This is a genomic window from Streptomyces sp. JLBJ103, assembly GCF_058215575.1.
The window spans coordinates 4,542,024-4,568,396 of the sequence record NZ_CM177089.1 but is presented as its reverse complement, the minus strand read 5'-3'; the positions used below and the strand labels follow the sequence as shown (position 1 = coordinate 4,568,396).

Annotated in this window: 26 protein-coding genes; 12 read left to right on the top strand and 14 right to left on the bottom strand. The window is 71.0% G+C overall.

Going from position 1 to position 26,373, the window contains the following annotated elements; all coding sequences use genetic code 11:
* The first annotated feature begins 51 nt into the window (after positions 1–51).
* Positions 52–195: an SCO1431 family membrane protein gene (locus AC4BEG_RS20150; RefSeq protein ID WP_201870760.1), complete on the top strand. Its 144-nt coding sequence runs from the start codon at positions 52–54 to the stop codon at positions 193–195.
* A gap of 17 nt (positions 196–212) precedes the next feature.
* Here AC4BEG_RS20150 and AC4BEG_RS20145 read toward each other — a convergent pair whose 3' ends face one another.
* Entirely contained in the window at positions 213–1,466 is a 1,254-nt protein-coding gene (locus tag AC4BEG_RS20145; RefSeq protein ID WP_490701143.1) for an alpha/beta hydrolase family protein, read from the bottom strand.
* A gap of 149 nt (positions 1,467–1,615) precedes the next feature.
* Between AC4BEG_RS20145 and AC4BEG_RS20140 the strand changes: the two genes are divergently transcribed.
* Entirely contained in the window at positions 1,616–2,329 is a 714-nt protein-coding gene (locus AC4BEG_RS20140) for a B3/B4 domain-containing protein (RefSeq protein WP_490701142.1), read from the top strand.
* A gap of 21 nt (positions 2,330–2,350) precedes the next feature.
* On the opposite strand, the gene AC4BEG_RS20135 is transcribed toward AC4BEG_RS20140, so the two are convergent.
* Both AC4BEG_RS20135 and AC4BEG_RS20130 read right to left on the bottom strand, forming a co-directional pair.
* Positions 2,351–2,563, bottom strand: coding sequence for a hypothetical protein (locus AC4BEG_RS20135; RefSeq protein WP_201870757.1), 213 nt, complete (start codon positions 2,561–2,563; stop codon positions 2,351–2,353).
* A gap of 75 nt (positions 2,564–2,638) precedes the next feature.
* Positions 2,639–4,228, bottom strand: a complete 1,590-nt coding sequence (locus AC4BEG_RS20130) for an acyl-CoA mutase large subunit family protein (RefSeq protein ID WP_490701141.1) — start codon at positions 4,226–4,228, stop codon at positions 2,639–2,641.
* Positions 4,229–4,372: 144 nt separating this feature from the next.
* Between AC4BEG_RS20130 and AC4BEG_RS20125 the strand changes: the two genes are divergently transcribed.
* Positions 4,373–5,278 (top strand): L,D-transpeptidase family protein, encoded by a 906-nt coding sequence (locus AC4BEG_RS20125; protein ID WP_490701140.1) that lies wholly within the window; start codon positions 4,373–4,375, stop codon positions 5,276–5,278.
* Positions 5,279–5,472: 194 nt separating this feature from the next.
* Here the strand turns inward: AC4BEG_RS20125 and AC4BEG_RS20120 are convergent, their stop codons facing one another.
* The 4 genes from AC4BEG_RS20120 to AC4BEG_RS20105 form a co-directional block, all read right to left on the bottom strand.
* The gene (locus AC4BEG_RS20120; protein ID WP_490701139.1) at positions 5,473–6,582 is read right to left on the bottom strand and encodes a hypothetical protein; all 1,110 of its coding nucleotides are present in this window, start codon (positions 6,580–6,582) and stop codon (positions 5,473–5,475) included.
* Positions 6,582–7,262, bottom strand: coding sequence for an RNA polymerase sigma factor (locus tag AC4BEG_RS20115; RefSeq protein WP_490701138.1), 681 nt, complete (start codon positions 7,260–7,262; stop codon positions 6,582–6,584). The genes AC4BEG_RS20120 and AC4BEG_RS20115 overlap by 1 nt, the downstream gene beginning before the upstream one ends.
* Positions 7,263–7,313: 51 nt before the next feature.
* On the bottom strand, positions 7,314–8,180 hold the full coding sequence (locus AC4BEG_RS20110; protein ID WP_490701137.1) for a DUF4328 domain-containing protein: 867 nt from the start codon (positions 8,178–8,180) through the stop codon (positions 7,314–7,316).
* A gap of 426 nt (positions 8,181–8,606) precedes the next feature.
* Positions 8,607–10,217 (bottom strand): beta-N-acetylhexosaminidase, encoded by a 1,611-nt coding sequence (locus tag AC4BEG_RS20105; RefSeq protein WP_490701136.1) that lies wholly within the window; start codon positions 10,215–10,217, stop codon positions 8,607–8,609.
* 191 nt (positions 10,218–10,408) lie between these two features.
* Here AC4BEG_RS20105 and AC4BEG_RS20100 point away from each other — a divergent pair, with 191 nt between their 5' ends.
* From AC4BEG_RS20100 to AC4BEG_RS20080, 5 genes are all read left to right on the top strand, one after another.
* Complete coding sequence (locus tag AC4BEG_RS20100) at positions 10,409–11,020, top strand: 2-oxo-4-hydroxy-4-carboxy-5-ureidoimidazoline decarboxylase (protein ID WP_490701135.1); 612 nt, start codon at positions 10,409–10,411, stop codon at positions 11,018–11,020.
* 157 nt (positions 11,021–11,177) lie between these two features.
* The gene (gene sdhC / locus AC4BEG_RS20095) at positions 11,178–11,558 is read left to right on the top strand and encodes a succinate dehydrogenase, cytochrome b556 subunit (protein ID WP_201870751.1); all 381 of its coding nucleotides are present in this window, start codon (positions 11,178–11,180) and stop codon (positions 11,556–11,558) included.
* Between the two features lie 3 nt (positions 11,559–11,561).
* The gene (locus tag AC4BEG_RS20090; protein WP_201870750.1) at positions 11,562–12,032 is read left to right on the top strand and encodes a succinate dehydrogenase hydrophobic membrane anchor subunit; all 471 of its coding nucleotides are present in this window, start codon (positions 11,562–11,564) and stop codon (positions 12,030–12,032) included.
* 24 nt (positions 12,033–12,056) lie between these two features.
* A complete protein-coding gene (gene sdhA / locus AC4BEG_RS20085; protein WP_490701134.1) occupies positions 12,057–13,811 on the top strand; it encodes a succinate dehydrogenase flavoprotein subunit in 1,755 nt (584 codons plus the stop codon).
* Positions 13,811–14,584, top strand: coding sequence for a succinate dehydrogenase iron-sulfur subunit (locus tag AC4BEG_RS20080; protein WP_490701133.1), 774 nt, complete (start codon positions 13,811–13,813; stop codon positions 14,582–14,584). The genes sdhA and AC4BEG_RS20080 overlap by 1 nt, the downstream gene beginning before the upstream one ends.
* 94 nt (positions 14,585–14,678) lie before the next feature.
* On the opposite strand, the gene AC4BEG_RS20075 is transcribed toward AC4BEG_RS20080, so the two are convergent.
* On the bottom strand, positions 14,679–15,152 hold the full coding sequence (locus AC4BEG_RS20075) for a group II truncated hemoglobin (RefSeq protein WP_490701132.1): 474 nt from the start codon (positions 15,150–15,152) through the stop codon (positions 14,679–14,681).
* A complete protein-coding gene (locus AC4BEG_RS20070) occupies positions 15,149–15,484 on the bottom strand; it encodes a putative quinol monooxygenase (RefSeq protein ID WP_490701131.1) in 336 nt (111 codons plus the stop codon). Before AC4BEG_RS20070 ends, AC4BEG_RS20075 begins: the two co-directional genes overlap by 4 nt.
* Before the next feature lie 152 nt (positions 15,485–15,636).
* Between AC4BEG_RS20070 and AC4BEG_RS20065 the strand changes: the two genes are divergently transcribed.
* The 3 genes from AC4BEG_RS20065 to AC4BEG_RS20055 all read left to right on the top strand — a co-directional run bounded on the left by AC4BEG_RS20065 (position 15,637) and on the right by AC4BEG_RS20055 (position 19,657).
* A complete protein-coding gene (locus tag AC4BEG_RS20065; RefSeq protein ID WP_490701130.1) occupies positions 15,637–16,551 on the top strand; it encodes a LysR family transcriptional regulator in 915 nt (304 codons plus the stop codon).
* A 224-nt stretch (positions 16,552–16,775) separates the two neighbouring features.
* Positions 16,776–18,209 (top strand): serine/threonine-protein kinase, encoded by a 1,434-nt coding sequence (locus tag AC4BEG_RS20060; RefSeq protein WP_490701129.1) that lies wholly within the window; start codon positions 16,776–16,778, stop codon positions 18,207–18,209.
* Between the two features lie 77 nt (positions 18,210–18,286).
* Positions 18,287–19,657: a VanZ family protein gene (locus tag AC4BEG_RS20055; protein ID WP_490701128.1), complete on the top strand. Its 1,371-nt coding sequence runs from the start codon at positions 18,287–18,289 to the stop codon at positions 19,655–19,657.
* On the opposite strand, the gene AC4BEG_RS20050 is transcribed toward AC4BEG_RS20055, so the two are convergent.
* Positions 19,623–21,530 (bottom strand): metallophosphoesterase, encoded by a 1,908-nt coding sequence (locus AC4BEG_RS20050; protein ID WP_490701127.1) that lies wholly within the window; start codon positions 21,528–21,530, stop codon positions 19,623–19,625. The two genes, AC4BEG_RS20055 and AC4BEG_RS20050, sit on opposite strands and share 35 nt — an antisense overlap.
* A 46-nt stretch (positions 21,531–21,576) precedes the next feature.
* Positions 21,577–21,828 (bottom strand): SCO4848 family membrane protein, encoded by a 252-nt coding sequence (locus tag AC4BEG_RS20045; RefSeq protein WP_490701126.1) that lies wholly within the window; start codon positions 21,826–21,828, stop codon positions 21,577–21,579.
* Between the two features lie 10 nt (positions 21,829–21,838).
* Here AC4BEG_RS20045 and AC4BEG_RS20040 point away from each other — a divergent pair, with 10 nt between their 5' ends.
* Positions 21,839–23,263, top strand: coding sequence for a D-alanyl-D-alanine carboxypeptidase family protein (locus AC4BEG_RS20040; protein WP_490701125.1), 1,425 nt, complete (start codon positions 21,839–21,841; stop codon positions 23,261–23,263).
* Between the two features lie 14 nt (positions 23,264–23,277).
* Here AC4BEG_RS20040 and AC4BEG_RS20035 read toward each other — a convergent pair whose 3' ends face one another.
* From AC4BEG_RS20035 to trpS, 3 genes are all read right to left on the bottom strand, one after another.
* Positions 23,278–24,288: a YihY/virulence factor BrkB family protein gene (locus tag AC4BEG_RS20035; RefSeq protein WP_490701124.1), complete on the bottom strand. Its 1,011-nt coding sequence runs from the start codon at positions 24,286–24,288 to the stop codon at positions 23,278–23,280.
* Between the two features lie 289 nt (positions 24,289–24,577).
* Positions 24,578–25,177: a 2'-5' RNA ligase family protein gene (locus AC4BEG_RS20030; protein WP_490701123.1), complete on the bottom strand. Its 600-nt coding sequence runs from the start codon at positions 25,175–25,177 to the stop codon at positions 24,578–24,580.
* A gap of 178 nt (positions 25,178–25,355) precedes the next feature.
* Positions 25,356–26,369 (bottom strand): tryptophan--tRNA ligase, encoded by a 1,014-nt coding sequence (gene trpS, locus AC4BEG_RS20025; RefSeq protein WP_490701122.1) that lies wholly within the window; start codon positions 26,367–26,369, stop codon positions 25,356–25,358.
* Between the last annotated feature and the right edge of the window lie 4 nt (positions 26,370–26,373).

Below are 26,373 nucleotides of genomic sequence, written 5' to 3'. Positions count from 1 at the left end.
ACCGATTCATCCCGTTCGTCACGATCATCTCCGAGCTCCGAGGACACCAGCATGACCGACATCGCGGCGCGCCGCATCGGCCTCCGCCGGCGCACCGGCGGCCCCACCGACGACGACCAGCTGAAGGAGCACATCGCGGGCTGGGCCCTCGTCATCGTGATCGCGATGCTCACCGTGCAGCTCGGGCTGTTCTAGGGCTGCCGCGACCGGGGTCAGCGCACGAACCGCAGCTCCGGACGGTCCGCCGACGGGCCGCGCAGGAGCCCCCCGTCGTCGCGGCCCCGCAGGCGGGCGTCGAAGAACGCCCGGACACAGGCCCGCTCCACGGCCACCGCCCGCTCCGGCTCGACCGTGCCGATCACCTTCGTGAGGGTCTTCTTCGGCAGGCCGAGCTGCCGGACGAGCTGCGGCAGCATCGCGACGACGTCGGTGTAGGCCGCATGGCGCGAACCGCGCAGCGTCAGGTCGGCGCGAGGGCCCGTGCTGTGGTCCCACAGCGCACCCCACGAGGGCACCGTGTGGTGGTCGTTGCCGTCCATGCCCATCAGCAGCACCGGCCGGTCCACACCGTCCTCGGCGGCCGTCGAGAGATTCCCCGGCTCGTGGTCCTCCCTGACGTAGGCCAGCACACCGTCCAGATTCGCGGCCGCCGCGATCCGGCGGTCATCGTGCATGGTCTGAACGGCCGCGAAGCCGCCCGCGGACTGCCCGAACATCCCGACGCCCGACACCTCCGCTCCCGCCGGGACCAGCTCCTCCAGCCGGTCGAGGACAAAGCGGGTGTCGGCCACCCGTACCGCGCAGGTCTTCTTCAGCAGTTCGACGAACGTCCCCTCGCGCTCGGCCCGCTCGTACTCCTCCGGCAGGCGGCTGGTCTCCACCCGGCCGTCCGGGAACTCGACCGCCGACGCGTCGAAGGTGTGGTCGACGCAGACCACCACGTATCCGCGCGAGGCCAGCTCATCGGTGAGGGTGGTGCCCATGGACCGCGGATCGCCGACGCCGGGCGAGTAGAGCACCACGGGGAGCCGGGCGGCGCCGCGCCGCGCGGCCGGGGCGCCCCGATGCGCGAAGGTCCGGGTCGCCGCCCAGTCGACGCGCCCCTTCGGCACGCCCTCGAAGGAGTTCAGCCGGTCGAAACCAGCCGCCTCGCCGGGCAGCATCTGCGGTGCCCGCGGGTACCCCTCGACGTCCCGGGCGGGGTAGCGGACGCTGACCATCAGTTCGCGCGACGGCCTGGACGTCACCCAGGGATCGGGCCGGGCGTGATCGACAAGATGGCGGGAGACGGTACCAACGGGGTACGGCCCGGTCGGGGCGGGCAGGGTCAGCCTGGCCCGCCCGCCGGAGCCGCGTGGTACGGCCCGCGCGGCGGGCGCGGTCACCGCCGCTCCCAGGGCGGCGAAGGCCGCGGCGGCCAGTACTCCTCGGCGGTCCGGCCCACGGCCGGAGGTGTGGGGATCCATACCGCAGAGGCTTCCGTCCGCACCGGCCGCGCCGCCATCGTGCTGGCTACCGTCCCGGGGTGGGGCCTACCCCCCCCTCAGTCCAGCATGATGCACCGCACCGTATGTCATAGTGGACCATCCGCAGACGCCAGGCGCAGGGAGAGACCATGATCACCGACGTAGCCGGCTGGCTGGAGTCCGCCGCCATCGACCCGGCCGTCCACACGCTGCGCCCCGACTACCGCGCGCTGCTGATCACCGCGGAGGGGCTGCGCCCCGGGCCGAGCGACGAGATCGGCGAACGGCTGCTGGCGGACGCCGAGTCGGCCGCCCGTGAGCGGTTCGGCGACGGGCCGGTGGAGGAGCATCCGCATCTCTCCGCCTGGCGGGAGGCGTTCCGCGGTTTCGGGGCGAAGCCGCAGCGCACCCGGCCCAGTGCGGAGGCCCTGTTGCGGCGGGTGGGCGCCGGACTGCCCCGGGTGGACCGGCTGACCGACCTCTACAACGCGATCTCGGTCGCCCATGCGCTGCCGCTGGGCGGTGAGGACCTCGACCACTACCGCGGTCCCGCGCGGCTGGTCCGGGCCACCGGTGAGGAGGTCTTCGAGACCACGGCCGGGGGCGAGGCCGCCGTGGAACACCCCGCGCCCGGCGAGGTGGTGTGGCGGGACGACGCGGGCGTCACCTGCCGCCGCTGGAACTGGCGCCAGTGCACCCGCACCCGGCTCACCCACACCACCACCCGGGCCTTCTTCGTCCTGGACGCGCTCGGTCCGCTGGACGACATCGCGCTGAAGAGCGCCGGTGATCAGCTGTCCGAGGCCCTGGCCGAGAGCAGCCCCGGGGTGCGGATCGCCTCCCGGCTGGTCACGGGCGGCTGATCCGCGGCGGCGCGCGGTGCGTCAGAACAGCGACTGCTGGCCCGGCGACGGCGGCTCGTCCGCACCGAACAGCTTCGGCGGAGTGGTGAGCAGCGGCGCGATCCGCCGCGACCCGGGGCAGGAGACCAGTTCGTAGTCCGAGCGGCGGCCTGGCGGATCGTGGCGGGCGAACCGCCCACCCACGACCGCGATCTCTCGGGTGCAGACCGGACAGGCGCGGCGGGGAGCAGACATGACCCCAGTGTCGCTCACCCGTCGCCCAGGTCGCGGGCGAGCCGCCGCGCGGACTCCCGGGTGCCCTCAGGTCGCTCAGAATGCGTCAGCGGGGACATACACGCCCCACACATCGCGCAACGCGTCACACACCTCGCCCAGCGTGGCCCGTGCCGCCAGCGCCTCCTTCATCGGATAGAGCACATTGGCCGTGCCCGGCTCGCTCTCGGCCGCCTTCTTCAGCGCCACCAGCGCCGTACGGACCGTCTCCCCGTCGCGCCCGGCGCGCAGCGCGGCCAGCCGCTCCCGCTGCCGGTCCTCGATCGCCGGGTCGACCCGCAGCGGCTGATAGGGCTCTTCCTCCGCCAGCCGGAAGCGGTTGACGCCGACCACGACCCGCTCGCCCGCGTCCTGCTCCTGCGCGATGCGATAGGCGTGGCGCTCGATCTCCTCCTTCTGAAAGCCCTGTTCGATGGCGGCCACCGCACCGCCCCGGTCCGCCACCCGCCGCATCAGGTCCAGGGCCGCGGCCTCGACGGCGTCGGTCAGCGCCTCGACGGCGTACGAGCCCGCGAACGGGTCGACGGTGGCCGTCACATCCGTCTCGTACGCCAGCACCTGCTGGGTGCGCAGCGCCAGCCGGGCGGACTTGTCGGTGGGCAGCGCGATGGCCTCGTCGAAGGCGTTGGTGTGCAGCGACTGGGTGCCGCCGAGGACGGCCGCGAGCCCCTGGACCGCGACCCGGACCAGATTGATCTCGGGCTGCTGGGCGGTGAGTTGGACACCCGCGGTCTGGGTGTGGAAGCGCAGCATCTGCGACTTGGGGTCGCGGGCACCGAACTCCTCGCGCATCACCCGCGCCCAGATCCGGCGCGCGGCACGGAACTTGGCGACCTCTTCCAGCAGGGTGGTGCGGGAGACGAAGAAGAACGACAGCCGTGGCGCGAAATCGTCGATGTCCATGCCCGCCGCGACCGCCGTCCGCACGTACGCGATGCCGTCGGCCAGGGTGAAGGCGATCTCCTGCGCGGGCGAGGCCCCGGCCTCCGCCATGTGGTAGCCGGAGATCGAGATCGTGTTCCACTTCGGCAGCTCGGCCGTGCAGTACTTGAAGGTGTCGGCGACCAGCCGCAGCGAGGGGCCGGGCGGAAAGATGTAGGTCCCGCGGGCGATGTACTCCTTGAGGACGTCGTTCTGGATGGTGCCGGTCAGCCGGTCGCCCGTCACCCCCTGTTCCTCGGCGACGAGTTGGTACAGGAGCAGCAGCAGCGCGGCGGGCGCGTTGATGGTCATCGAGGTCGAGACGCGGTCCAGCGGAATGCCGTCGAACAGCACCCGCATGTCCTCGATCGAGTCGATGGCCACGCCCACCTTGCCGACCTCGCCGTGGGCCAGGTCGGCGTCGGAGTCGTAGCCCATCTGGGTCGGCAGGTCGAAGGCGACCGAGAGCCCGGTGGTGCCGTGGTCGATCAGCTGCCGATAGCGGGCGTTGGACTCGGTGGCGGTGCCGAACCCCGCGTACTGGCGCATCGTCCAGGGGCGGGTGGTGTACATCGTCGGATAGACCCCGCGGGTGAAGGGGTACGCGCCGGGCTCGCCCAGCCGCTCGGCCGGATCCCGGTCGGTGAGCGCGTCCGGCCCGTACACCGGCTCGACGGGGAATCCCGACTCCGACTCGCGCGCCATGGGTCCACGCCTCCTGGTGGCTGATACCGGCTCTTGTGCCGGTACGGGGCCTCTCTCACAGCATGCGTCGATGTTCGCCGAACGGCAGCCCCGGGAAACATTCGGGGCGAAATATCAGTGGACCGGGTGGACTGGGGGGATGAGATGCACCGGAGGCCGGTGATCCGCGCCGCGCTCGCCACGGCCACGGCCGCGGCGCTGCTCGCGGGATGCAGGGCGGGGTCGGTGACCGCGGACGGACGGAGCCAGGACAGACCGCAGGCCAGGACGAGTGCGAGCGCGCCCGCGCGGGACGCCCCGCGGCCGCACCGCACCTTCACCCACAAGCCGCGGCACAAGGCCGAGCACAGACCGGTCCGGGCTCGTCCGGTGCGGCCCGAGCCCCGGGCGCCGGAGCGCGGTACCGCGCCCCGGGCCGCCCCGGCGGTGATCGCGGTGGGCACCAGTGGTGAGCGGGTGCGCGAGTTACAGGCGAGGCTGCGCCAGCTGGATCTGTTCGGCCGCAATCCGACCGGGTACTACGGCCCGGTCACCCGGGAGTCGGTGCTCTCCTACCAGCGCGGCCACGGGCTGGTGGCCACGGGTTCGGTCGACCGGCGCACCTGGAGCTCGCTGCGCTCCCGGAGCCGGCCGCCCGCGCGGGCCGAGCTGTATCCGCCGACCACCCTGCCGCCGGCCAAGCCCGACCGCCGCTGTCTGACCGGGCGGGTGCTGTGCATCAGCAAGAGCAGCCGCACCCTGTCCTGGATGATCGACGGGCGGGTGGTCTCGGCGATGGACGTGCGCTTCGGCTCGCAGTACACCCCGACCCGGGAGGGCCTGTTCCAGGTCAACTTCAAGAGCCGGGACCATGTCTCGACGATCTACCACACCCCGATGCCGTACGCGATGTTCTTCAGCGGCGGCCAGGCGGTGCACTACTCGGCGGACTTCGCCGCCCGCGGCTATGCCGGTGCCTCGCACGGCTGTGTCAACGTCCGGGACAAGAAGAAGATCGCCTCGGTGTTCGGCCAGGTGCGGGCCGGAGACAAGGTCGTGGTCTTCCCCTGAGACGGTCGTCTGAGACGGTCGTCACCCGAGAGAGAGTGGCGCGGGCAGGGCCGGGGGAACGTGCCCTGCCCGCGCCGGATGCGCGGAGCCGTCGGTACGGGGGGAACCTCGGCTCTCGCGCGGCCGATGACCAGTCGGCCCGTTTCTTACAGCGTCACCGCCGAAAAAAACGTCACACCTAAGACCTTGAGCGCTCAACCGGCGATCGGATCGGTCGTCTTCACGAGGCTTTCCGCTGCCCCGGAGCCGGTCGACGCCGCGCCGTCGGCCGGGGTCCCGGACGGTACGGACGGCGTCGCGGGCGGCGGCTCGGGGTGACGGTCGCCGGAGCCACCGTCCTCACCGGAGCCGCCGGGATCACCTTCGCCCGAACCACCGGACGCGTCTTCGCCGGAGCCGCCGTCGTTCTCGCCGTCGGAACCGGTGCGCGGCAACTGTGCGCCGTTGTCGATGAGGAGCTTGGTGCAGTAACCGTGGATGCTGGACCCGCCCGCGGACTTCTTCAGCTTGTACAGCGATCCGCGGTCCAGTCCGCTGCCCCCGCCGTACTCCGCGGCCAGATAGCGGCGGCAGGGGTCCAGCGCCCACGATCCGCCGTGCCGCCCGGTGCCCGGGGAACCGGTGGCGGGGTGACCCTTGTCACCCTTGCCCTTGCCATGGCCCTTGCCGCCCTCGGTCGGCGCGGTCGATCCCTGACCGCCGTTGGAGGACGGGCCGCTGGCATCGTTGTCGTCGGAGCCGCTGGGGCCGGGCGACGAAGGAGTGCCACCCTGGGAGATCTCCGGACGGACCGAACTGCTGTCCGGGGAAGGGTCACCCGGCGTGCTCACCGAGGGGGCCGGACCGCCGCCCTCACCGAACGGCGTGGGCAGTACACCCGCCGCGGCCGCTACCGCGAAACCGCTGAGCGCACAGCCCGCCAGCGCGGCCACCATGCCCGCGCGCAGCTGCCGCCGGGCACCGCCGAAGCGGCCGCCGCGCAGCATGCGCAGGACGCCGCCGGACCGCGCGGAGCCGGGCATGGCGGCTTCGGCCGCCGCCCCGGCGAACTCCTCACGGGCCGCCATGAAGGCGGCTACGGCCGCCTCCTCACCGGGAAGCGGAGACGCGCCGTCCCTGGGTCCGGCCGCGGGGCGGGTCGCCTCGGCAACGGCGGAGAGCACGGCGGCCAGCCGTTCCGCTTCGGCACAGGACTGGTCGTCCCGGTCATCTGGGACGCCGTGCTGCCCCACGACCGGTTCGCCACGAAGCAACCGCTCCGCGGCACTGTCATCCAGCCAGCTGTAGCGGTGGTCTTCGGCCATCACATGTCCTTCTGCGTTGGCGCGCACGAATCCGTCACACCCGCAGACTTCGCCACCCCCGAGTTGGTTGCGTTCCCAGGTGACTCACGTTGCACGGGAATCCCCTCGAGGATGGTCGGATCACCCCCCGCCCGGGGATCGATCAGATCGGCGAGCCTCCGCAGTCCGCGGTGGGCCGCGGTGCGCACAGCACCCGGCCGCTTGCCGAGCACCGAGGCCGCGCTTTTCGCGTCGAGGCCGAGGACCACCCGCAGCACCACGGCCTCGGCCTGGTCCTGCGGCAGCTGGGCGATGAGCCCGAGCGCGCGGCCGGTGCCCAGGGCCTCCATCGCCTCGCCCGCGGTGTCCGCCTCCGAGGCCCGGGTCTCCAGCTCCGTCTCGTCGCCGCCGATGGCCGGGCGACGACCGCGCATCCGTATGTGGTCCAGTGCGCGGTTGCGGGCTATCCGGGCCGCCCAGCCCCGGAAGCGGTCCGCGTCCCCACTGAAACGTTGCAGATCACGAGCTATCTGGAGCCACGCCTCCGAGGTGATGTCCTCCGCGTCGCCATCGCCGACCAGGGTGCGTACGTAGCCGAGGAGGCGAGGGTGTACCGACCGGTAAACGGTCCGGAAGGCGAACTCGTCCCCGTCCTGTGCCGCACGCACCGCGGCGGTCAGTTCCGCGTCGTCCCCCTGCACGCTCTCTTCCTGCCCTCGGAGGTTCTGAGGTCCGCGATCGCCCGCGATGGCCTAGCCGTGACCGTAAGGAGGGTACTGCTGGCCCGGCTGACCGGGCGGCGGCGGGGGCATCTGCGGGGCACCGTACGGCGGCTGTCCCTGCGGCGGGACGCCGTACGGCGACGGGCCGCCCGCCCCGTAGCCCGGACCGCCCATGCCCGGACCGCCCATCGGCGCCGCTTGCGGGGGCAGCGCCGCACGCTGCTCCTGCATGGCGGTGATCTGGCGGACCAGCAGCAGCGCCAGGACCGCCGCCGCCATCAGGATCACGGCCGCGAACATGTCGAAGGCGAGGATGTCATGCAGATTCTCGACGTCGTCCTTCGCCTCCGACAGGGAAGGGCGGTAGCTGTCACTCTCCACCTTGTTGCGGAGGGCGGAGTAGCGGATGTTGCCGATGCCGTTCGCGACCATGGCGACGACCCAGGTGACCCACCAGGCGTTGAGCAGCCCGCGGTTGGCCGCGGCGGGGCCCTGAGGGGAACTGGCGCGCCAGATGTCATTGGCGATCTGCTTGGGGAACCACAGGTTCACCACCGGGGTGAACCAGGCACCGGCCGCCCAGCCGGTGCTGAAGCGGTGCCCGCCCGGCGCGAAGACCTCGGCGTTCAGCCGCAGCTTCCGGAACCAGACGGCCCAGACCACGGCGATCGCGATGACGAGCAGCACAAAGATGACCCAGGTGCCGATGAAGAAGTCGTCCGCGTCGTCCAGGTCCTTCTGCGTGACCGACGTGGGGTCGTCGAGCATGTCGCCGATGACGCTCCACTGGCCTTCCCGGCCCATCAGCACCAGAATCAGCGCGGGCAGCATCAGGCTGAACAGCACGGTGAGCGTGGTCGCGAGCCCACGGCGCAGATCGACACCTCCGGCCGGCATTCCGACCGCGGGTGCGGCGGGGTAGCCTCCGGGCGCTTGCGGCTGCTGATACTGCTGCTGGAATGCGCCACATGCCGCGCAGCGTCCGTCGGGCCCGACGGCGACAGCGCGGCAGTTCCCGCACGGATACATGTTGAGTCCCCCTGGGAACGTGGCCCGCACCAGGCCACGCGCGAAGTTAAGCAATTCACCGCGCCCACGGCGCGGACCTGCACGTTACGGGCATCCGCCCGGTCGCGTCCAGAGCCGAAGGGCCCCCCGGACGCGCTCCGGGCACCCGAGGTTTCATCCCCACCACAGGTGTGACGTATTCGAGGCATGCGACGCTGTAGGGAGTGAGGGCTCCACGCGGGCCCACGCTGGACGGCGGCCGGGGCCTCTCCTGTGGGGGGTGGCGGCCCCGGCCGTCCTTCCTCCTCCCGCGTCTCAGACGCCTAGCCGATCGGCGAGCTTGGTGAAGTCAGCCCAGCTCAGCGGGGGCTTTCCGGGATCCCACAGCCGTTGGGCGAGCGCCGCGAGCGGCAGCCGGATGCCATGGGCGACCTGTGCCTGGGTCTGTGCCCCGGGCTGGTCGGACCAGACCGCGAAGCGTGCGCCGAGCACCCGGTCGGGTCGGGTCAGCTTCTTGTCGGCGACGGGCTTGGTGCCGCGCAGGGTTCCGGGCGTCCACTGTTCGTAGATGCGTTCGCCCGTGGGGTAGCGGAAGCCGTTGGGCTCACCGAGGACGTAGTAGAGGTACTCGTCGTTGAGGTTGACCAGCTTCCGGCCCTCGCCCAGATACGCCTCCGGCGGCCGGGCCGCCTCGTGCAGCCGCCCCGTCCAGTACTCGACCTGGATATCGCGGTCGGGGGTGACCACACCGCCGGGGAAGAAGCCGTCGTTCCACGCCTTGGGCTGCTTGCCCAGCGACCGCGCGACGGCCGCCCGGCCGTTCAGCCAGCCGGTGGCCAGGTCCTGGACCGTCGCCTGGGGTCCGTACTTCCGCTGAGCGGCGGCGGCCAGCTGCGGGAACGACGCCTGGGGGTCCTTGACGGTGAGCGCCAGATACTCATCGGCGCCCAGATGCCAGTAGCGGCCGGGGAACAGCGGCGCGTACTCGCGCATCAGCTCGTCCACGATCCGTGCGGCGGCCGGGTTGGAGATGTCCACGGCGCCGATGAACCGGGTCCCGGAGGCGTTGCGCAGCTGGAGCTGGGGGTGGGCGTCGATGATCGCGCCGAGGTGGCCGGGCGAGTCGATCTCGGGGATGACGGTGATGTGCAGCCGCTGGGCGAGGGCGACGATCTGCCGGACCTCGCTCTTGGTGAGATACCGCTCGGCGACGATCTCGGGGTGGGTGGTGCTCTGGAGGCGGAAAGCCTGGTCGTTCGAGAAGTGCAGCCCGAGCTGGTTGAGCTTGAGATCGGCCATCTCGCGCAGCCGTGCCTCGATCCACGCGGCGGAGTAGTACTTGCGGGCGATGTCGAGGTTGAGGCCGCGCTGGGCGCGGTCGGGCCAGTCGCGGATCACGCCCGCGGGGACGCGGTCACCGGAGCGCAGCGCCTGTTTCACGGTGCGGGTGCCGTAGAAGACGCCGGTGTCATCGGCGCCGGTGATCCGGGCGCTGCCGTTCTTGACGGTGAGGGTGTAGCCCTCGCGGCCGCCGCGCTGTCCGTGTTTCAGCGCCAGGGAGAGATCGCCGCGGTGGGGCTTGCCGGAGACGGCCTTGATGTCCAGCTCGTCGGCGATCATCCGGGCCTCGTCGGCGAGCGGGCCGTTGAGGTTGGCCACCACCCGGCTGTTGTCGCCGGGCCGCCAGCCGGATCCGGTCCCCGGGGCGAAGTCACGGACCGAGGGGATGGTGCGGGGCGGGCGGGAGTGCGTCGTGCCGGGCGCCGAGGCCGAGGGGGACTCCGTGGGCGAGACGGCCGGGGAATTGGACGGGGTGGATTCCGTGGGCTGCTGACAGCCGAGCGCTATGAGGACGAAGGTCGCGGCGGCACCGGCGACGGTGCCGCGGACACACGCGGCCCTGGTGGCTCTCCGGGGCATTCGCATGGCGCGAAACTCCTGCTTCAGGCGAAATCCGCCCGGCGCCTCGGCATCTCGTCCACTCCCTTCAACAAACGTCCCCGTACGGGTGAATTTACGCCCTCTGCGGCACACCGTCCTGTTCACCTCGTTAGCGTGTACTGCTCACACCCCCAGCACAGGCCCCTCATGCACCTCCTCAATGTCATGCCGCCCCCTTGAACCGCTCGCCTCATGTGCCCCAGCCACGCGCGTCCAAGGAGCCCACGCTGTCCAGGTCCAGGTCCCGTGACGGAGTCCACAGCCTCGACCGGCTCAACGCCGCCACCGCCGAGGCGGCCGAGGAGGCGCTGCTCGCCTGCTGTGGCAGCCGCCGCTGGGCACGGCTGATCGCGGCCCACCGCCCGTATCCGGATCTGGAGGCGCTGCTCGCCGCCGGGGACGAGGCCAGCTACGACCTGACCGCCGCCGATCTGGACGAGGCACTGGCCGACGAGGCGATGGTCGGCCATCCGCTCCCGGCCGCCGACAGCCTGGGCACCCTCGCCGCTCACACCGCGCTGCGGGCCGCTCACGCCGAGTACGAGCGCCAGTTCGGCCATGCCTTTGTGATCTGTCTGGACGGCCTGAACCCCGACGAGATGCTGGACCGGCTGCTCACCGGGATCCGCACCCGGCTCGGCAATGAGCACGAGACGGAGCGGAGCAACACCGCGGAGGAGCTGCGGCGGATCGCCCGTGGGCGGCTCGCCCGACTGATCCGGGAACAGTCGGTTTGCCGGGAATCATGCGGTTCCGGGCCCCCTGATCGGCCGTACGTGGCCCTTTGATCACACCTCCGTGCCTCTTTGATCACACCTGAGCACCCCCGGGCGGAGGAACCGACAACACGTCGCTACGATGGCCAGGGCCGGTGGACCGTACCCGGCCGGGCCAGACCGACAGTGAAGCCGGCAGGCCCCAATCCCCGCTTCCGGAGGGTTTTCCGTGCCGGCTGGAACGCTGTATCGCGGCCGGGAAGGTATGTGGTCCTGGGTGGCTCATCGAGTCACCGGCGTCCTCATCTTCTTCTTCCTGTTCGTACACGTCCTGGACACCTCGCTTGTCCGTGTGTCCCCCGAGGCGTACGACGACGTGGTCGCGACGTACAAAAATCCCATCGTCAACCTGATGGAGTACGGCCTCGTCGCCGCCATCCTGTTCCACGCCCTCAACGGCCTGCGCGTCATCGCCGTGGACTTCTGGTCGAAGGGCCCGAAGTACCAGCGCCAGATGCTGTGGTCCGTTGTCGGTATCTGGGTCGTGCTGATGGCCGGGGCCTTCTACCCCATCCTCCAGCACAGCCTGCGCGAACTGTTCGGGAGCTGACCCATGTCCGCCGAGACCACCACCCCCGCGAACGACGCGGTCAGCGCGTACGACGTGGATCACCCCGCCCCGGTCATCGAGCCGCCGCGGGCCCGCACCCGTAAGACGCCCAAGGCGACCCGCACCAACTTCGAGATGTACGGCTGGCTCTTCATGCGCCTGTCCGGCATCCTGCTGGTCGTCCTGGTCCTGGGCCACCTGCTGATCCAGCTGGTCCTCGACGGCGGCGTCTCCAAGATCGGCTTCGCCTTCGTGGCGGGCCGCTGGGCCTCGCCGTTCTGGCAGGCATGGGACCTGATCATGCTCTGGCTCGCCACGCTGCATGGCGCGAACGGTCTGCGCACGGTCATCAACGACTACGCGGAGCGGGACAACACCCGCCTGTGGCTGAAGGGGCTGCTCTACACGGCGGCAGGATTCACCATCGTGCTCGGCACTCTGGTGATCTTCACCTTCGACCCGAACATCCGCTAGGCCCCGGGGCTGAGGTATCCACTCATGAAGATCCACAAGTACGACACCGTCATCGTGGGCGCCGGCGGCGCCGGTATGCGCGCGGCCATCGAGTCGACCAAGCGCAGCCGTACGGCGGTGCTCACCAAGCTGTACCCGACCCGCTCCCACACCGGCGCCGCCCAGGGCGGTATGGCCGCCGCCCTCGCGAACGTCGAGGAGGACAACTGGGAGTGGCACACCTTCGACACGATCAAGGGCGGCGACTACCTGGTCGACCAGGACGCCGCCGAGATCCTGGCGAAGGAGGCCATCGACTCGGTCCTGGACCTCGAGAAGATGGGCCTGCCGTTCAACCGGACCCCGGACGGCACCATCGACCAGCGCCGCTTCGGCGGCCACAGCCGTAACCACGGCGAGGCCCCGGTCCGCCGGTCCTGCTACGCCTCGGACCGCACCGGCCACATGATCCTCCAGACGCTGTACCAGAACTGCGTCAAGGAGGGCGTGGAGTTCTTCAACGAGTTCTACGTCCTGGACCTGCTGCTCACCGAGGTCGACGGGGTCAAGCGCACCGCCGGTGTGGTCGCCTACGAGCTGGCCACCGGCGAGCTGCATGTCTTCCAGGCCAAGGCCGTGGTCTTCGCCTCCGGCGGCTGCGGCAAGTTCTTCAAGGTGACCTCCAACGCGCACACCCTCACCGGTGACGGCCAGGCGGTCGCCTACCGGCGCGGGCTGCCGCTGGAGGACATGGAGTTCTTCCAGTTCCACCCGACCGGCATCTGGCGGATGGGCATCCTGCTGACGGAGGGCGCCCGTGGTGAGGGCGGCATCCTCCGCAACAAGGACGGCGAGCGCTTCATGGAGAAGTACGCGCCGGTCATGAAGGACCTCGCCTCGCGTGACGTGGTCTCGCGCTCCATCTACACCGAGATCCGCGAGGGCCGCGGCTGCGGTCCCGAGGGTGACCACGTCTACCTGGACCTCACCCACCTGCCGCCGGAGCAGCTGGACGCCAAGCTGCCGGACATCACCGAGTTCGCGCGCACCTACCTGGGCATCGAGCCGTACACCGACCCGATCCCGATCCAGCCGACCGCGCACTACACGATGGGCGGCATCCCCACCAACGTCGAGGGCGAGGTGCTGTCGGACAACGACACCGTCGTCCCCGGCCTCTACGCCGCCGGCGAGGTGGCCTGTGTCTCCGTGCACGGCGCCAACCGCCTGGGCACCAACTCGCTGCTCGACATCAACGTCTTCGGCCGCCGCGCGGGCATCGCCGCCGCGGAGTACGCCGCCACGGCCGACTTCGTCGAGCTGCCGGAGGACCCGGCCGGGCTCGTCCGCGACCAGGTGGAGAACCTGCGCGACGCCACCGGCACCGAGCGGGTCACCGAGATCCGCAAGGCGCTCCAGGAGACCATGGACAAGAACGTCATGGTCTTCCGCACCGAGCAGACGCTCAAGGAGGCCGTCGAGGAGATCGGCCACCTCCGCGAGCGCTACAAGAACTGCGGCGTCCAGGACAAGGGCAAGCGGTTCAACACCGACCTGCTGGAGGCCATCGAGCTGGGCAACCTGCTCGACCTGGCCGAGGTCATGGCGATCTCCGCACTGGCCCGCAAGGAGTCGCGCGGCGGTCACTACCGCGAGGACTACCCGAACCGCGACGACGTCAACTTCATGCGTCACACCATGGCGTACCGCGAGGTGGGCGCGGACGGCGCGGAGTCCATCCGCCTCGACTACAAGCCGGTCGTGCAGACCCGCTACCAGCCGATGGAGCGTAAGTACTGATGAGCACCCCCACGCTTGAGAAGAACGCGGAGGCTCCGAAGGCGAGCGACGCCACCGCCGCGCACCTGGTCACGGTCACCTTCCGGATCCGGCGCTTCAACCCGGAGATCTCGGACCAGGCGGTCTGGGAGGACTTCCAGTTCGAGATCGACCCCAAGGAGCGCGTCCTCGACGGTCTCCACAAGATCAAGTGGGACCTGGACGGCACGCTGACGTTCCGCCGTTCCTGCGCCCATGGCATCTGCGGCTCCGACGCCATGCGGATCAACGGCCGCAACCGGCTCGCCTGCAAGACGCTGATCAAGGACATCAACCCGGAGAAGCCCATCACGATCGAGGCCATCAAGGGCCTTACGGTCCTCAAGGACCTGGTCGTGGACATGGAGCCGTTCTTCCAGGCGTACCGCGATGTGATGCCCTTCCTGATCACGACGGGCAACGAGCCGACCCGGGAGCGCCTGCAGTCCGCCGAGGACCGCGAGCGCTTCGACGACACCACCAAGTGCATCCTGTGCGCCGCGTGCACCTCCTCGTGCCCGGTGTTCTGGAACGACGGCCAGTACTTCGGCCCGGCGGCGATCGTCAACGCGCACCGCTTCATCTTCGACTCGCGTGACGAGGGCGGTGAGCAGCGGCTGGAGATCCTGAACGACAAGGACGGTGTCTGGCGCTGCCGCACCACCTTCAACTGCACGGAGGCCTGCCCGCGCGGTATCGAGGTCACCAAGGCCATCCAGGAGGTGAAGCGCGCGCTGATCACGCGTCGCTTCTGACCTCCACGGTCGCGCACCGTTCGCGGCGAGGGCCCCGCACTCCGGAAAGGGAGCGCGGGGCCCTCGCCGTTTCCGGGGCTCCGTCTGCGCCTGTCTATTTCTGGAGGCCGTCCCATCCCCAGCGCGGTGTCGGACCCGGGTCACCCAGATCCGCGTCGACGGGCTGCCCGGACACGCTCCGAGCGATCCCGGCACCCCACCGGAAGTACTCGGTCACCTGGTGGCGCAGCCGAGGATCGGGCGGCAGCTCCCGCTCCACCGCCCGGCTCATCAGCTCCACCCAGCGGTCGCGCTGCTCGGGCGTGATGGACCGCCCCACATGGCTGCGCAGCAGTCCCTGGTGGCCGCCGTGCTCCTCGGTGAACGCGGCCGGTCCGCCGAACACCTCGGCGAGCCAGACGGCGACGTGCTCGCGGTGGGTGGCGGTGAAGTCCGCGAAGACCGGCGCCAGCAGCGGGTCGGCGAGGACCTCGGCGTAGAAGGCGTCGCTCAGCCGCCGCAGCGCGGGCAGTCCGCCCACCGCCTCGTACAGGGTCGGCTCTCCCGTGCTCCCCCGTGAGCCGGTCATGGCGTCTTCTTCCCGTTCTTCCCGTTCTTCCCGGAGACCACCGCCGTGCGCTCGTAGTGCTTCATCTCCTCGATGTCGCCGATGAAGGGGCGGACCGAGTCGAGGAAGGGCCCGAAGAGCGGGCCGCCGCGGAAGCCCTGGAGATGGTCCTCGACCGAGGTCCACTCGATGCGCAGGATGTAGCGCTCCGGCTCCTCCACCCCGTGCGCCAGCTCGTAGGCCAGACACTCCGGGGACCGGTCGAGCTGTTCGGCGGCGGCCGTGTACGCCTTCTCGAACGCGGTGCGCCGTTCGGGGTCCTCGATGCGGTAGCGGATGTATTCGACGGTCACAGCCTGCTCCTTCGTCGGTTTGGTGTGGCCCCGTCACGCTAAGAGCGAGCCGTGTTGATCAACAAGCGCGGCTTGTTGTCGGTCCACAAGCCGCGCTTGTCGCCGGAGTTGGGCGGTCCCGGGGACACGGAGCGGCCGTAGCATGCGGTCCCATGGAACCCGAGCTACGGCAGATGCGGTATTTCGTGGCCGTCGCCGAGCGGCGCAACTTCACCCGCGCGGCCGATGATGTCTTCGTCGCGCAGCAGGCGCTCAGCCAGCAGATCAAGGCACTTGAGCACAGCCTCGGGGTACAGCTGCTGGAGCGCACTTCGCGTCGCGTCGAGCTCACCCCCGCCGGAGCGGCGTATCTGGCCGACTGCCGCAAGGTGCTCGCGGCCGCGGCGCGGGCCGGGCGGCGGGCCCGTGCGGTGGCGGCCGGGGAGGCGGGACGGCTGCGGGTGGCGTACACCCTGACCTCGGTGTACGAGACGGTCCCGCTGCTGGTCGGGCATCTGGCGGAGACCTGCCCCGAGTTGACGGTGGAGACGCGGGAGATCTTCGCCTCCGATGTGTGCGGTGCGCTGCGGGACGAGCGCTGCGATGTGGCGCTCGCGCCCGCGACCGCCCGGCCCCGCGGAATCGCCCATCGCACGGTGCGGTGGGAGGAGTTGATGGTCGCGGTGAGCGAGTCGCATCCGCTGGCCGGAACTCCGGCCGTGGATCCGGCGCTGCTGCGGAAGGAGACGTTTCAGCTGTGGCCCCGGGAGATGTCCCCGGGGTACTACGACACCGTGGTCGGGGTGTGCCGGGAGGCCGGGTTCGAGCCGGTGCTCGATCCGGCCGCCTCCGGCACCAACGCCTGGGCGCATATCGCCGCGGGCCGGGGCGTGAACCTGGTCGTCGCCTCCCTGGTGCGCCATCTGCCGCGCGGTATCGCGCTGGTGCCGCTCGCCGAGCCCCGGGCCGGCCTGGCCATCGAGGCGGTCTGGCGGGCCGACCCCCCGCATCCCGCGGTCGATCGCTTTCTCGACGCCCTCGCGCTGCTCGGCGAACGCCATGCATGGCTGCCGCCCGCCTCCGGCTGAGACGGCGCCTGCCAGGACTTCCGTGCTCTTCCCCGGTCGTAGCCCCGTTCCGAGGGAACCTCCCCGTTCCGAGGGAACCTCCGCGTTCCGTTCCGGCCCAGGACGACCGCACCTTTCCGGACACGGGCCGCATTCGTCGCGTCTCCCATTGAGCACATGCCGATGTCCGGGCGTACCTCCTGTGGGAAAGCCGTTGGGCGTGTTGTGGAGCAAGGGGTGAGACCATGACCAGCGCGGACCAGCCCGTTCACGGGGCGCGGGCCGTACGACCCGATACCGACCGCCGTCCGCTGAGTGAACTCCTCGACCGCGTGGGCCGTTTGGAGCCCGGCCGGGCGTCCAGGATCGGGCTGCGGCTGCTCGATGTCCTCGACGCGGCCCATACCAAGGGCATTACGCACGGCGATCTCAACCCGGCGCGGCTGCTGCTCCTGCCGGACGACGAGATCGTGCTCAGCGGCTTCGGCCCCACCGGCACGGATCCCTCCCGCCCGGTCACCGACCCCGCCTACGCCTCCCCCGAACAGGCGCGGGGCGACGGCGGAACCCCCGAATCCGATCTGTGGTCCCTGGGCGCGATCCTCTTCGTCATGGTCGAGGGCCATCCGCCGCACCCCGACTGGAGCGGGCTCGACGCGACCAAGGCCGGACCGCTCACCCAGGTGATCCAGGGGCTGCTGCGCACCGACCCGCAGGCGCGACTGACCGAACCGCTGGTCCGGCAGGCGCTGGCGCGGGTGGTGAACCACGACCAGCCCGCCGATGCGCGGACCATGGTGCGGATCCCCTGGCTGCACGGCACCTGTGAGGCGCTGTGGCCGAGAGGGCACCGTCGTGAGGGGCGAAAGGCCAGGCCCAGGGCGGCGTTGGCGGCCGGGCTGGCCCTGGTGTCGGTCGCCTCGCTGGTGGCGCTCGCCGCGAGCGGCGCGCTGACCACGGGCGACAGCCGCGCTTCCGGCCCCACCCGTTCCGCGGCCCCGCCGAACGGGGCGCAGCCGATGCTGCCGCGCGAACCTTCCCCCTCGAAGTCGTCGCCCACCGCCCCGCCGTCGCCCACTGCCCCGTCGTCGCCCTCCGCTCCGGCCGAGCCCTCCGCTCCTGCCACACCGTCCGATCCGCCCGGCACGGACGGGGGCGGGGGTGGTGGCGACGGCGAGCCCACGGGATTCGTCCGCTTCACCGCCGAGGCCGAGGGGTTCTCCATCGATCTGCCCAAGGGCTGGAAGCGGGTGGCGAGCGGCTCGCGCTTCCATGTGAAGTTCGCGTCCGAGGACGAGGACGACAGCCGGGACCTGGTCGTCACCTTCGGCAAGGGCTCCGATGACGACGACCCGGTCGAGGTCTGGAAGAGCCTGGTGCCGTCGCTGGAGAAGCTCTCCCCGGGCTTCCAGCGGGTCGACGACATCCGCAGAGTCGACTACCGCGACTGGAAGGCAGCGGACATGACCTGGTCCTCGGCCATCGGCGGTGATCCGTTCCGCACCCTCGGCCGCGGCTTCCTCGTCGGCGGCGGCCGCGGCTTCTCCATCCGGTGGACGACCCCGGCGGACGAGGCGGACTCGGCCGAGAACAAGAAGGCGCTGGACATCATCCTGAACTCCTTTGAGGAGACCAAGGACTCCAACGGCTCCAGGGACTCCGGCGACTCCAAGGACTGAGCCCCGCCGCCCCTCGGCGGGGACCAGGCATGGAGTTCTATACATGCGGTGTATACACATCGCGTATAGTGCCACGCATGCCTCAAGCGCACCTCCTGCCCATCAAGACGGCCGCCGCAGTCTTCCCGCTGCTCGCCCTGGTGTTACTGCTGCCGACCGCCGTGGTCCTCTACCGGCGCCATGGCGTCATCTCGCAGGGCCGGACGCTGTCGCTGTGCGGCTTCCTCTACTACGCGCTCACCGCCTGCTGCCTGACGCTCGTTCCGCTGCCGCGCCGGAGCGCCGACATGTGCACACGGTTCAGCGCCTTCGCCCAGCCCCAGGCGATACCGGGCAACACCTTCGCCGACATCTGGAAGGAGGCCCACCACAAGGTCACCCCCGGCGCGCTCGTCCTCCAGAACCCCGCCGTCGCCGGAGCCCTGCTCAATCTGCTGCTCCTGGTGCCGCTCGGCGTCTTCCTGCGCTACCACGTCCGCTGCGGACTGCGGGCCGCCACCGCGGTCGGCCTGGCGTCCTCGCTGTTCTTCGAGCTGACCCAGTGGTCCGGGGTGTGGGGGCTCTACGACTGCCCATACCGGCTCTTCGACGTGGACGATCTGCTCACCAACACGGCGGGCGCGGCCATCGGTTGGCTGCTCGCCGGACCGCTCGTCCGCGTACTGCCCCCGCTGGAGACCCTGGACGGCCGGGCGCTGGCGCTCCGCCCCGTGCCGTTCGGGCGGCGGCTGGTGGCGCTGATCGTCGATCTGGCGGGGTTCCTGGTGGTGGCGGGCGTGTCGGGCCAGATGCTCGCGTACGGGGACCCGGGGGTCCAACTGTGGTCGATGGCCGGGCTGTTCACGCTGTGGTTCGTCGTCCTCCCGCTGACGACGGGCGCGACACCGGGGAAGCGGCTGTTGCTGCTGCGGCTGGAATCCGCCGACGGCGGCCCGCTCACCCTCGGACGGCTGGCCGTCCGCTCGGCCCTCCTCGGGGCCGCTGCGCTGCCGCTGCTGGCGGGGATGGCGGTGGCCGCGGCGGTGCTGACGTCCGCGTCCGCCATGCCCGGAGTGACGGAGCTGACCGGCCTGTTGACGGCCACCCACCAGTTGGGCGGGGCCGAGAGCGTGGCCCGGGCGGCCTTCGCCATCGCCCCGAGCGACCTTCTGATCGCCCTGACGGCGTTCGCTCTGGCCTTGCGCTACGGTCTGAGCACCGTGCGGGACCCGGCGGGGCTGGCCCCGCACGAGCGGTTGTCGGGGGTGCGTACGGCGGCGCTGCCGCATACACGGGCGATGTTGCCGGATGCGGGGGTTATGTTGCCGGGTACGCGGGCGGTGTTGCCGGATACGGGGGCGGTGGGGGCGAAGGCGGCCGGAAGTCCGCCGCCCCGACTCCCCCTCCCCGTCACGCCTCCCCTCACAGCTCCCCTCACGCGTGACGCGATGCCAGTTCCACGACCGTGACGTCCGGCGGCGCCCCGACCCGCACCGGCGGCCCCCAGGCCCCGGCGCCACGGGTGACGTAGAGCTGAGTGTCGCCGTAGCGCTCGAGCCCGGCGACGGTCGGGTTGGCGAGCGCCGCGACCAGATCGCCGGGCCACATCTGCCCACCGTGCGTATGGCCGGAGAGCTGGAGGTCGACACCGTGGTCCACCGCGTCATGGATCACCACGGGCTGATGCGCCAGCAGCACCGAGGCCCGCGACCGGTCGCGGTCCCCGAGCGCCCTGCCGAAGTCCGGCCCCTCGCCCTCGTCCTCCCCCGCGATGTCGTTCACCCCGGCGAGATCGAAGCCGGGCAGTTCGGTCCGCTCGTTCTCCAGCGGGCGCAGCCCCAGCTCACGTACGTGATCGACCCATTGGCGGGCGCCGGAGAAGTACTCGTGGTTGCCGGTGACGAAGAACGAGCCGTGCCGGGCCCGCAGCCCCCGCAACGGCTCGGCCGCCGGCCCCAGATCCGCCACACTGCCGTCCACGAGATCGCCCACGACGGCGATGAGGTCGGGGTTGGTGCGGTTGATCGTCTCGACGACCCGCTGAGTGTGAGCGCGGCCCAGGATCGGCCCGAGGTGGATATCGCTGACCACGGCGATCCGGAACCCGTGCGCCCGCCGCGGCAGCTTGGCGAGCGGCACGGTGACCCGCTTCACCCGCGGCCCCCGCAATACGGTGGCCGTCCCGTACCCCACGGTCCCCACCGCAGCGGCAGTGGCCCCGACCGCAATCGCCCGCGCAACAAACAGCCGCCGCGAACCGGCCGGGCGCGGCGCTCGCCCGCCCCCGCCGGGTGCTCCCGGGCTTCCCGGGAAGTCGGGGGTGGTGGGGGCGTCGGGGGTTTCCGGGGCGGCGGAGGCCGCGGGGGCGCTGGGCGCGCCGGGGACGGCGAGGAGTTCTGGCGCGCCGGGGGCGTCGGGGGTTTCCGGGCGGCCGGAGGCGCTGGGCGCGCCGGAGGTTCCCGGACGGCCGGGAGCGACGGAGGTTTGCGGGCTGCCGGGGATGCTGGGCGCGCCAGAGGATCCCAGGTGACCGGGAGAGACGGATGTACCCGAGGCAGCGGGGGTGACGGAAGTCCCCGCGTGGCCCACGGCGTCGGGGCTACCGGAGGTGTTGGGGCCCTCCCCCGCGCCAAGCCCACCCGACATTCCCTCGGCACCTAGGGCACCCGAACTCCCCGAACGGCCTGGGACATCAGGACCGCCGGAAGCGGCGTGGGTTTCCGACCGGCCGGTGGCCGCGGAGGCGCTGGGCGCTCCCGCGGCAGTGAGGGCGCCAGGCGTACCGGGAGTATCCGACGCTCGGGGGCCACCGGGGACGTCGGGGGCGCCGAGGCTCTCCGGGGTGCTGAGCACCCCGTCGGCGGCGCCGGGCGTACCCGGTACGGCCGGGACACCGGACGTACCGGGGTCTCCGGGCGTGCCCGGTGGGCCGATCGGTGCGTCAATCGGTGCGTCAATCGGTGCGTCGATCTGTCTGTTGGCCCCCGCCACCGCAGACGCGCCGTCGGTCCCCTCCTCCCCGCCGGATGGCGCAACGCGCAGCAGGATCGGGCGCAGGACCTCGCCCACCAAGAGGGCGAGGGTCAGATAGAGGACCAGCGCGAGCCACAGGTAGCCGGGCCAGGCCAGCGCGCGCTGGAGCGCGAAGGGCGCTCCGGCGCGCCCCGCGATCAGCGCCCCGAACGTGGTCAGCGGCAGCACGAACGCCGCCACCGTGCCCGCCCGGCGGGCGAGCCCGCCGGGCGCCGTCGTGTCGCGGACCAGCCGCCGCCACAGATACCAGTGCACCCCGGCCAGCAGTCCGACGACGGCCAGTGCGATCAGGACGAAGACCACGACCATCCCCGGTTTTCTCCCCTTTTATCCGGACGTAACGGCTGGCGAACGACTACTCCGAGGAGTCCTTCCCGCGCAGAGCGCGCAGACCACGCAACCCGATCACCCCGATAGCCGTCCCCAAAAGAAACGAGGTGATCGCGAGCAGCAGATGCACCCAGAAGTACGCGGTGGGATCACCGGCGTCATCGAAGGCGAGTCCGCTGCTGTCCTTCCACAAATTTTTGACAAAGGTGAACCAGATGACCCAGCTCCAGACCCCGAAGGCGAGCAGGAACCAGGACACGGGGCGGCTGAGCTTCATGGTCTCCAGTATGGGCACATCCCCCGATACCTCCGCGCGGGGGTCTGCCCCCCATTCGACGGCGGTCCTGTCGCATGCGATAGCGACGGCGGGTACGTTCACCAACGTGCCGACATGTTCATATGCCTACACGCCCCCCGCGCCCCCCTCTGTCCCTGCGCGCCTCTCTGCCGCCACGGCCGCCCCCACTCCCCGGGCCGCCACACGACGCCGTACCGCCGTACCACTGACCGCCGCCGCAGCCCTCCTGCTGTCCGGCCTGCTCCCCGCCTTCCCGGCGTTCGCCGACGAACGCTCCAGCGGCGCCGAGGGCCCCGACGCCGTGAAGCCCCCTGCCCAGATGTCCACGATCGGCGGAAAGCGGCTCGGCCGCCCCGGCACCCAGGTGGATCCGAAGGCGGGCGCGCCGCAGCTGCCCAAGGAGCTCAGCGGGCGGTCCTGGATGGTGGCCGACGCCGAGTCGGGCGATGTGCTGGCGGCGCACAACGCCCACTGGCAGCTGCCGCCCGCGAGCACCCTGAAGATGCTGTTCGCCGACACCGTGCTGCCCAAGCTGCCCAAGAGCCAGACCCACAAGGTGCTGCCGTCCGACCTGGCGGGCATGGGCGAGGGCAGCAGCCTGGTCGGGGTCAAGGAGAACTACACCTACTCGGTGCACGACCTGTGGCTCGGCGTCTTCCTGCGCTCCGGCAACGACGCGGTGCACGTGCTGTCCGCGATGAACGGCGGCACGGCGAAGACCGTGCAGGAGATGCAGGCGCACGCCCGCCAGCTGAACGCCCGTGACACCCACGTCGTCACCCCGGATGGCTACGACGAGAAGGGCCAGGTCAGCAGCGCGTACGACCTCACGCTCTTCGCCCGCTCCGGACTCCAGAAGGCGGACTTCCGGGAGTACGCCTCAACGGCGACCGCGAAGTTCCCCGGTGAGTTCAAGAAGGGCAAGGCAGGCGAGAAGAAGACCCGCGAGAGCTTCGCGATCCAGAACACCAACCGGCTGCTGACCGGCTTCGGCATCCCGACCTACAAGGGCATCGCCGGGGTCAAGAACGGCTACACGACGCATGCGGGCTCCACCTTCACCGGGGTCGCCCAGCGCGGCAAGCGGGTGCTGCTGGTCACCGTGATGAATCCGCAGAAGTCCGAGCCGAACGAGGTCTACAAGGAGACCGCGAGGCTCTTCGACTGGGGGTTCAAGGCGGCCGACTCGGTGAATCCGGTCGGCACCCTCGTCCGGCCGGGCGAGGCGGGCAGCGGCCAGGACGGGACCTCCGGGCACGGGAAGGACGAGCACACCCAGGCGTCGGTCTCCTCGGGTCACGGCGGGTCGGGCAAGTGGACCGCGATCGGCATCACGGGCGGCACGCTGGCGCTGCTGGCCGCGGTGGCCTACGCGGTGCACCGCCGCTGGCCGCTGCGCCGCGGCCGCGGCTGAGCACACGGCACGGGTCAGCCCAGGGGATGGGCGGGACCGGCGGGCGGCTCGGGCTTCGGCTTGGGCGTCGCGTCGGACCCGCCGACCCCGTCGGACCCGCCGGACCCGGCTCCGTCCTCGTCGGCCCCGTCCTCGTCTTCGTTCTCGGCGTTCTCGGCGCCCGCCTCGTCGCTCTCCTCGGCTGACCCGGTGGCGGTCCAGGAGGCGCAGTACAGCGTCAGTTTGGCGGTGAAGTTGATCCACAGCAGCAGCGCGATGGGCACCCCGAACGCGCCGTACATGCTCTTGGCCGCCACGTCCCGCAGATAACTGCTCAGCAGCAGCTTGAGCAGTTCGAAGCCGATCGCGCCGATGAGCGCGGCGACCACGACGCGGCGGCGCGACGGCTCGACCCCGGGCAGCCAGGTCAGTACGTAGCACAGCAGCAGGAAGTCGGCCACGACGGCGACGAAGAATGCGGCGATCTGGAGCAGCCAGCCGCCGATGCCGCCCTCGGAGATGCCGAGCAGCCGCGCGACGTGGCCGACGGCTGTGCCCGCGAGCGTCGAGACGGCGAACGAGACGAGGGCGACGCCGCCGAGGCCGACCAGGACGACCGCGTCCTTGAGCTTGCGGGCCACCGGATTGCCCGAGTCCTCCTCCAGCTCCCAGACGGCGCGCAGGCACTCGCGCAGCGAACCCACCCAGCGCATACCGGTGAACAGCAGCAGCGCACCCGCGACGACCCCGATCGTGCCCGCGTTGTCGACCAGGCCGCCCAGGTCGAGCTGACCGGAGATACCGGGGATCTGCTCGGCCAGCTTCGTCTGGAGCTGATGCATCTGGGACTCGCTGAGCGTCGCGGCGCCGATCGCCGCGCCGACCGCGATGAGCGGGAAGAAGGCGAGAAAGCTGATGAAGGTGATCGCGGCGGCGAGCCGGGTCCAGTGGACGCGGTCCAGCCGTTCGTAGGAACGCCATGCATGGGTGCGCATCAGCTGGGCGATCGCGGGGCCGACGACTGGCAGCCGGGTCAACCATTCCATGATCAGCACCTACCCTTCTGCGCGGTCAATCCCCCTCGGCGCACACGGCGGGCGGCGCGGAAGGTCAGAGTCCGGGTTCCCCGGAACGCGGAGACATAGCGCGGCACGCCGCGGGAACGCCATGCCTCGCCAGGTCAGGACTCTCGCTCGGTCATGACTCTGGCCGCCGACGGGTCGTCAGTCGGCACACCGGCGCCCACCACACACCGTTCATCACTCGTTCCGGTGACCGGCCAGCGGTGAACGTGCTGACGCGGTGTCGGACCACCGGGTGACGGGCGGCGAACGGTCAGCGCAAGGGCGTGGCCGGGCGGGAGAGATCGGCCTGACGGGGCACCACCGGCGCACCGCCCTCCGGCGACTCACTCGCCTCGAAGGGGTACTCGCGCTCCAGCCGCCACACCCCGTCGGCGCCCTGCTCGTAGAGGGCGAAACCGGTGCTCGTCCAGGCCGCCTCGTAGTCCTTCAGCTCCGTGAACGCCCGGTCCATGGCCTCCTCGTCGATGCCGTGGGCGACCGTGACATGCGGGTGGTACGGAAACTGGAGCTCACGGGCGCACGGTCCGGACGCCGCCCGGATCCGCTCCTGGAGCGCGGCGCACTCCTCCACGCCCTCCACGATCTTGACGAAGACAACCGGCGAGAGCGGCCGGAAGGTGCCGGTCCCCTCCAGCCGCATCGGAAACGGCCGCCCTTCGGCGGCCACCCGGGCCAGATGGGCTTCGATGGCCGGCAGTGCCGAGCCGTCGACCTCGGTCGGCGGCAGCAGGGTGACATGGGTGGGGATGCCATGGGCGGCAGGGTCCCCGAAGCCCGCGCGCCGCCCCTGGAGGTAGCTGCCGTACGGCTCCGGGACCGCGATCGAAACGCCGAGCGTTACGGTCCCCACTGCGTTCTCCCTCCTGGCCCTCCCGGGCTGCTGGGCTCGATGCCACTGCACCGGTGCCAGTGTGGCGGCTGTGCCGCCTCCGCGGCTAGGTGCCTCGGTCCTTCGGCACACGGGTCCTAGGACCCCCTGGTCGGGGGCCCGTGGGCCCGGGTGTACGTCCGTGCTCGCCGTCAGGCCATCAGGGCTTGGCGGGCAGGAAGCCCACCTTGTCGTAGGCGAGGGCCAGCGTCTCGGCGGCGACGGCCCGGGCCTTCTCCGCCCCCTTGGCAAGGATCTTGTCCAACGTCCCGGGGTCCGACAGGTATTCCTGCGTCCGCTCGCGGAATGGTGTCACCCACTCGACCAGAATCTCGGAGAGTTCGGTCTTGAGCGCGCCGTAGCCCTTGCCCTCGTACTGGCGCTCCAACTCCGGGATGGCGGTGCCGGTGAGGGTGGAGTAGATGGTCAGCAGATTGCTGACGCCGGGCTTCTTCTCCTCGTCGAAGCGGATCTCGGTCTCCAGGTCGGTGACCGCGCTCTTGATCTTCTTCGCGGAGACCTTGGGCTCGTCGAGGAGGTTGACGATGCCCTTCGGGGTGGACGCCGACTTGCTCATCTTGATCGTCGGGTCCTGGAGGTCGTAGATCTTCCCGGTCTCCTTGACGATGTACGGGGCCGGGACGGTGAAGGTCTCGCCGAAGCGCCCGTTGAACCGGTCGGCGAGGTCACGGGTGAGCTCGATGTGCTGGCGCTGGTCCTCGCCGACGGGGACGTGGTTGGCCTGGTAGAGCAGGATGTCCGCGACCTGGAGGATCGGGTAGGTGAACAGGCCGACGGTGGCCCGGTCGGCGCCCTGCTTGGCCGACTTGTCCTTGAACTGCGTCATCCGCGACGCCTCGCCGAAGCCGGTGAGACAGTTCATAACCCATCCGAGCTGCGCGTGCTCGGGCACATGGCTCTGGATGAAGAGCGTGCAGCGGTCCGGGTCCAGTCCGGAGGCGAGCAGCTGGGCGGCGGCGAGCCGGGAATTGGCGCGCAGCTCGGCCGGATCCTGGGGGACGGTGATCGCGTGCAGGTCGACCACGGTGTAGAACGCGTCGTGGGTCTCCTGGAGCGCGACGTACTGCCGGATCGCACCGAGGTAGTTCCCGAGGTGGAAGGAGCCTGCGGTGGGCTGGATACCGGAGAGCGCACGGGGACGGTCGAGGGCCATGGCA

Excerpts from the sequence above, each read along its gene's own strand:
- AC4BEG_RS20105 (WP_490701136.1), bottom strand. The coding sequence starts at position 10,217 with ATGCGAATGCCCCGGAGAGCCACCAGGGCCGCGTGTGTCCGCGGCACC.
- AC4BEG_RS20080 (WP_490701133.1), top strand. The coding sequence starts at position 13,811 with ATGAGCACCCCCACGCTTGAGAAGAACGCGGAGGCTCCGAAGGCGAGC.
- AC4BEG_RS20060 (WP_490701129.1), top strand. The coding sequence starts at position 16,776 with ATGACCAGCGCGGACCAGCCCGTTCACGGGGCGCGGGCCGTACGACCC.
- sdhA (WP_490701134.1), top strand. The coding sequence starts at position 12,057 with ATGAAGATCCACAAGTACGACACCGTCATCGTGGGCGCCGGCGGCGCC.
- AC4BEG_RS20130 (WP_490701141.1), bottom strand. The coding sequence starts at position 4,228 with ATGGCGCGCGAGTCGGAGTCGGGATTCCCCGTCGAGCCGGTGTACGGG.
- AC4BEG_RS20045 (WP_490701126.1), bottom strand. The coding sequence starts at position 21,828 with ATGAAGCTCAGCCGCCCCGTGTCCTGGTTCCTGCTCGCCTTCGGGGTC.
- AC4BEG_RS20140 (WP_490701142.1), top strand. The coding sequence starts at position 1,616 with ATGATCACCGACGTAGCCGGCTGGCTGGAGTCCGCCGCCATCGACCCG.
- AC4BEG_RS20120 (WP_490701139.1), bottom strand. The coding sequence starts at position 6,582 with ATGGCCGAAGACCACCGCTACAGCTGGCTGGATGACAGTGCCGCGGAG.
- AC4BEG_RS20110 (WP_490701137.1), bottom strand. The coding sequence starts at position 8,180 with ATGCCGGCCGGAGGTGTCGATCTGCGCCGTGGGCTCGCGACCACGCTC.
- AC4BEG_RS20150 (WP_201870760.1), top strand. The coding sequence starts at position 52 with ATGACCGACATCGCGGCGCGCCGCATCGGCCTCCGCCGGCGCACCGGC.
- AC4BEG_RS20065 (WP_490701130.1), top strand. The coding sequence starts at position 15,637 with ATGGAACCCGAGCTACGGCAGATGCGGTATTTCGTGGCCGTCGCCGAG.
- AC4BEG_RS20125 (WP_490701140.1), top strand. The coding sequence starts at position 4,373 with ATGCACCGGAGGCCGGTGATCCGCGCCGCGCTCGCCACGGCCACGGCC.
- AC4BEG_RS20040 (WP_490701125.1), top strand. The coding sequence starts at position 21,839 with ATGGGCACATCCCCCGATACCTCCGCGCGGGGGTCTGCCCCCCATTCG.
- AC4BEG_RS20055 (WP_490701128.1), top strand. The coding sequence starts at position 18,287 with ATGCCTCAAGCGCACCTCCTGCCCATCAAGACGGCCGCCGCAGTCTTC.
- trpS (WP_490701122.1), bottom strand. The coding sequence starts at position 26,369 with ATGGCCCTCGACCGTCCCCGTGCGCTCTCCGGTATCCAGCCCACCGCA.
- AC4BEG_RS20145 (WP_490701143.1), bottom strand. The coding sequence starts at position 1,466 with ATGGATCCCCACACCTCCGGCCGTGGGCCGGACCGCCGAGGAGTACTG.
- AC4BEG_RS20035 (WP_490701124.1), bottom strand. The coding sequence starts at position 24,288 with ATGGAATGGTTGACCCGGCTGCCAGTCGTCGGCCCCGCGATCGCCCAG.
- AC4BEG_RS20075 (WP_490701132.1), bottom strand. The coding sequence starts at position 15,152 with ATGACCGGCTCACGGGGGAGCACGGGAGAGCCGACCCTGTACGAGGCG.
- AC4BEG_RS20135 (WP_201870757.1), bottom strand. The coding sequence starts at position 2,563 with ATGTCTGCTCCCCGCCGCGCCTGTCCGGTCTGCACCCGAGAGATCGCG.
- AC4BEG_RS20090 (WP_201870750.1), top strand. The coding sequence starts at position 11,562 with ATGTCCGCCGAGACCACCACCCCCGCGAACGACGCGGTCAGCGCGTAC.
- AC4BEG_RS20050 (WP_490701127.1), bottom strand. The coding sequence starts at position 21,530 with ATGGTCGTGGTCTTCGTCCTGATCGCACTGGCCGTCGTCGGACTGCTG.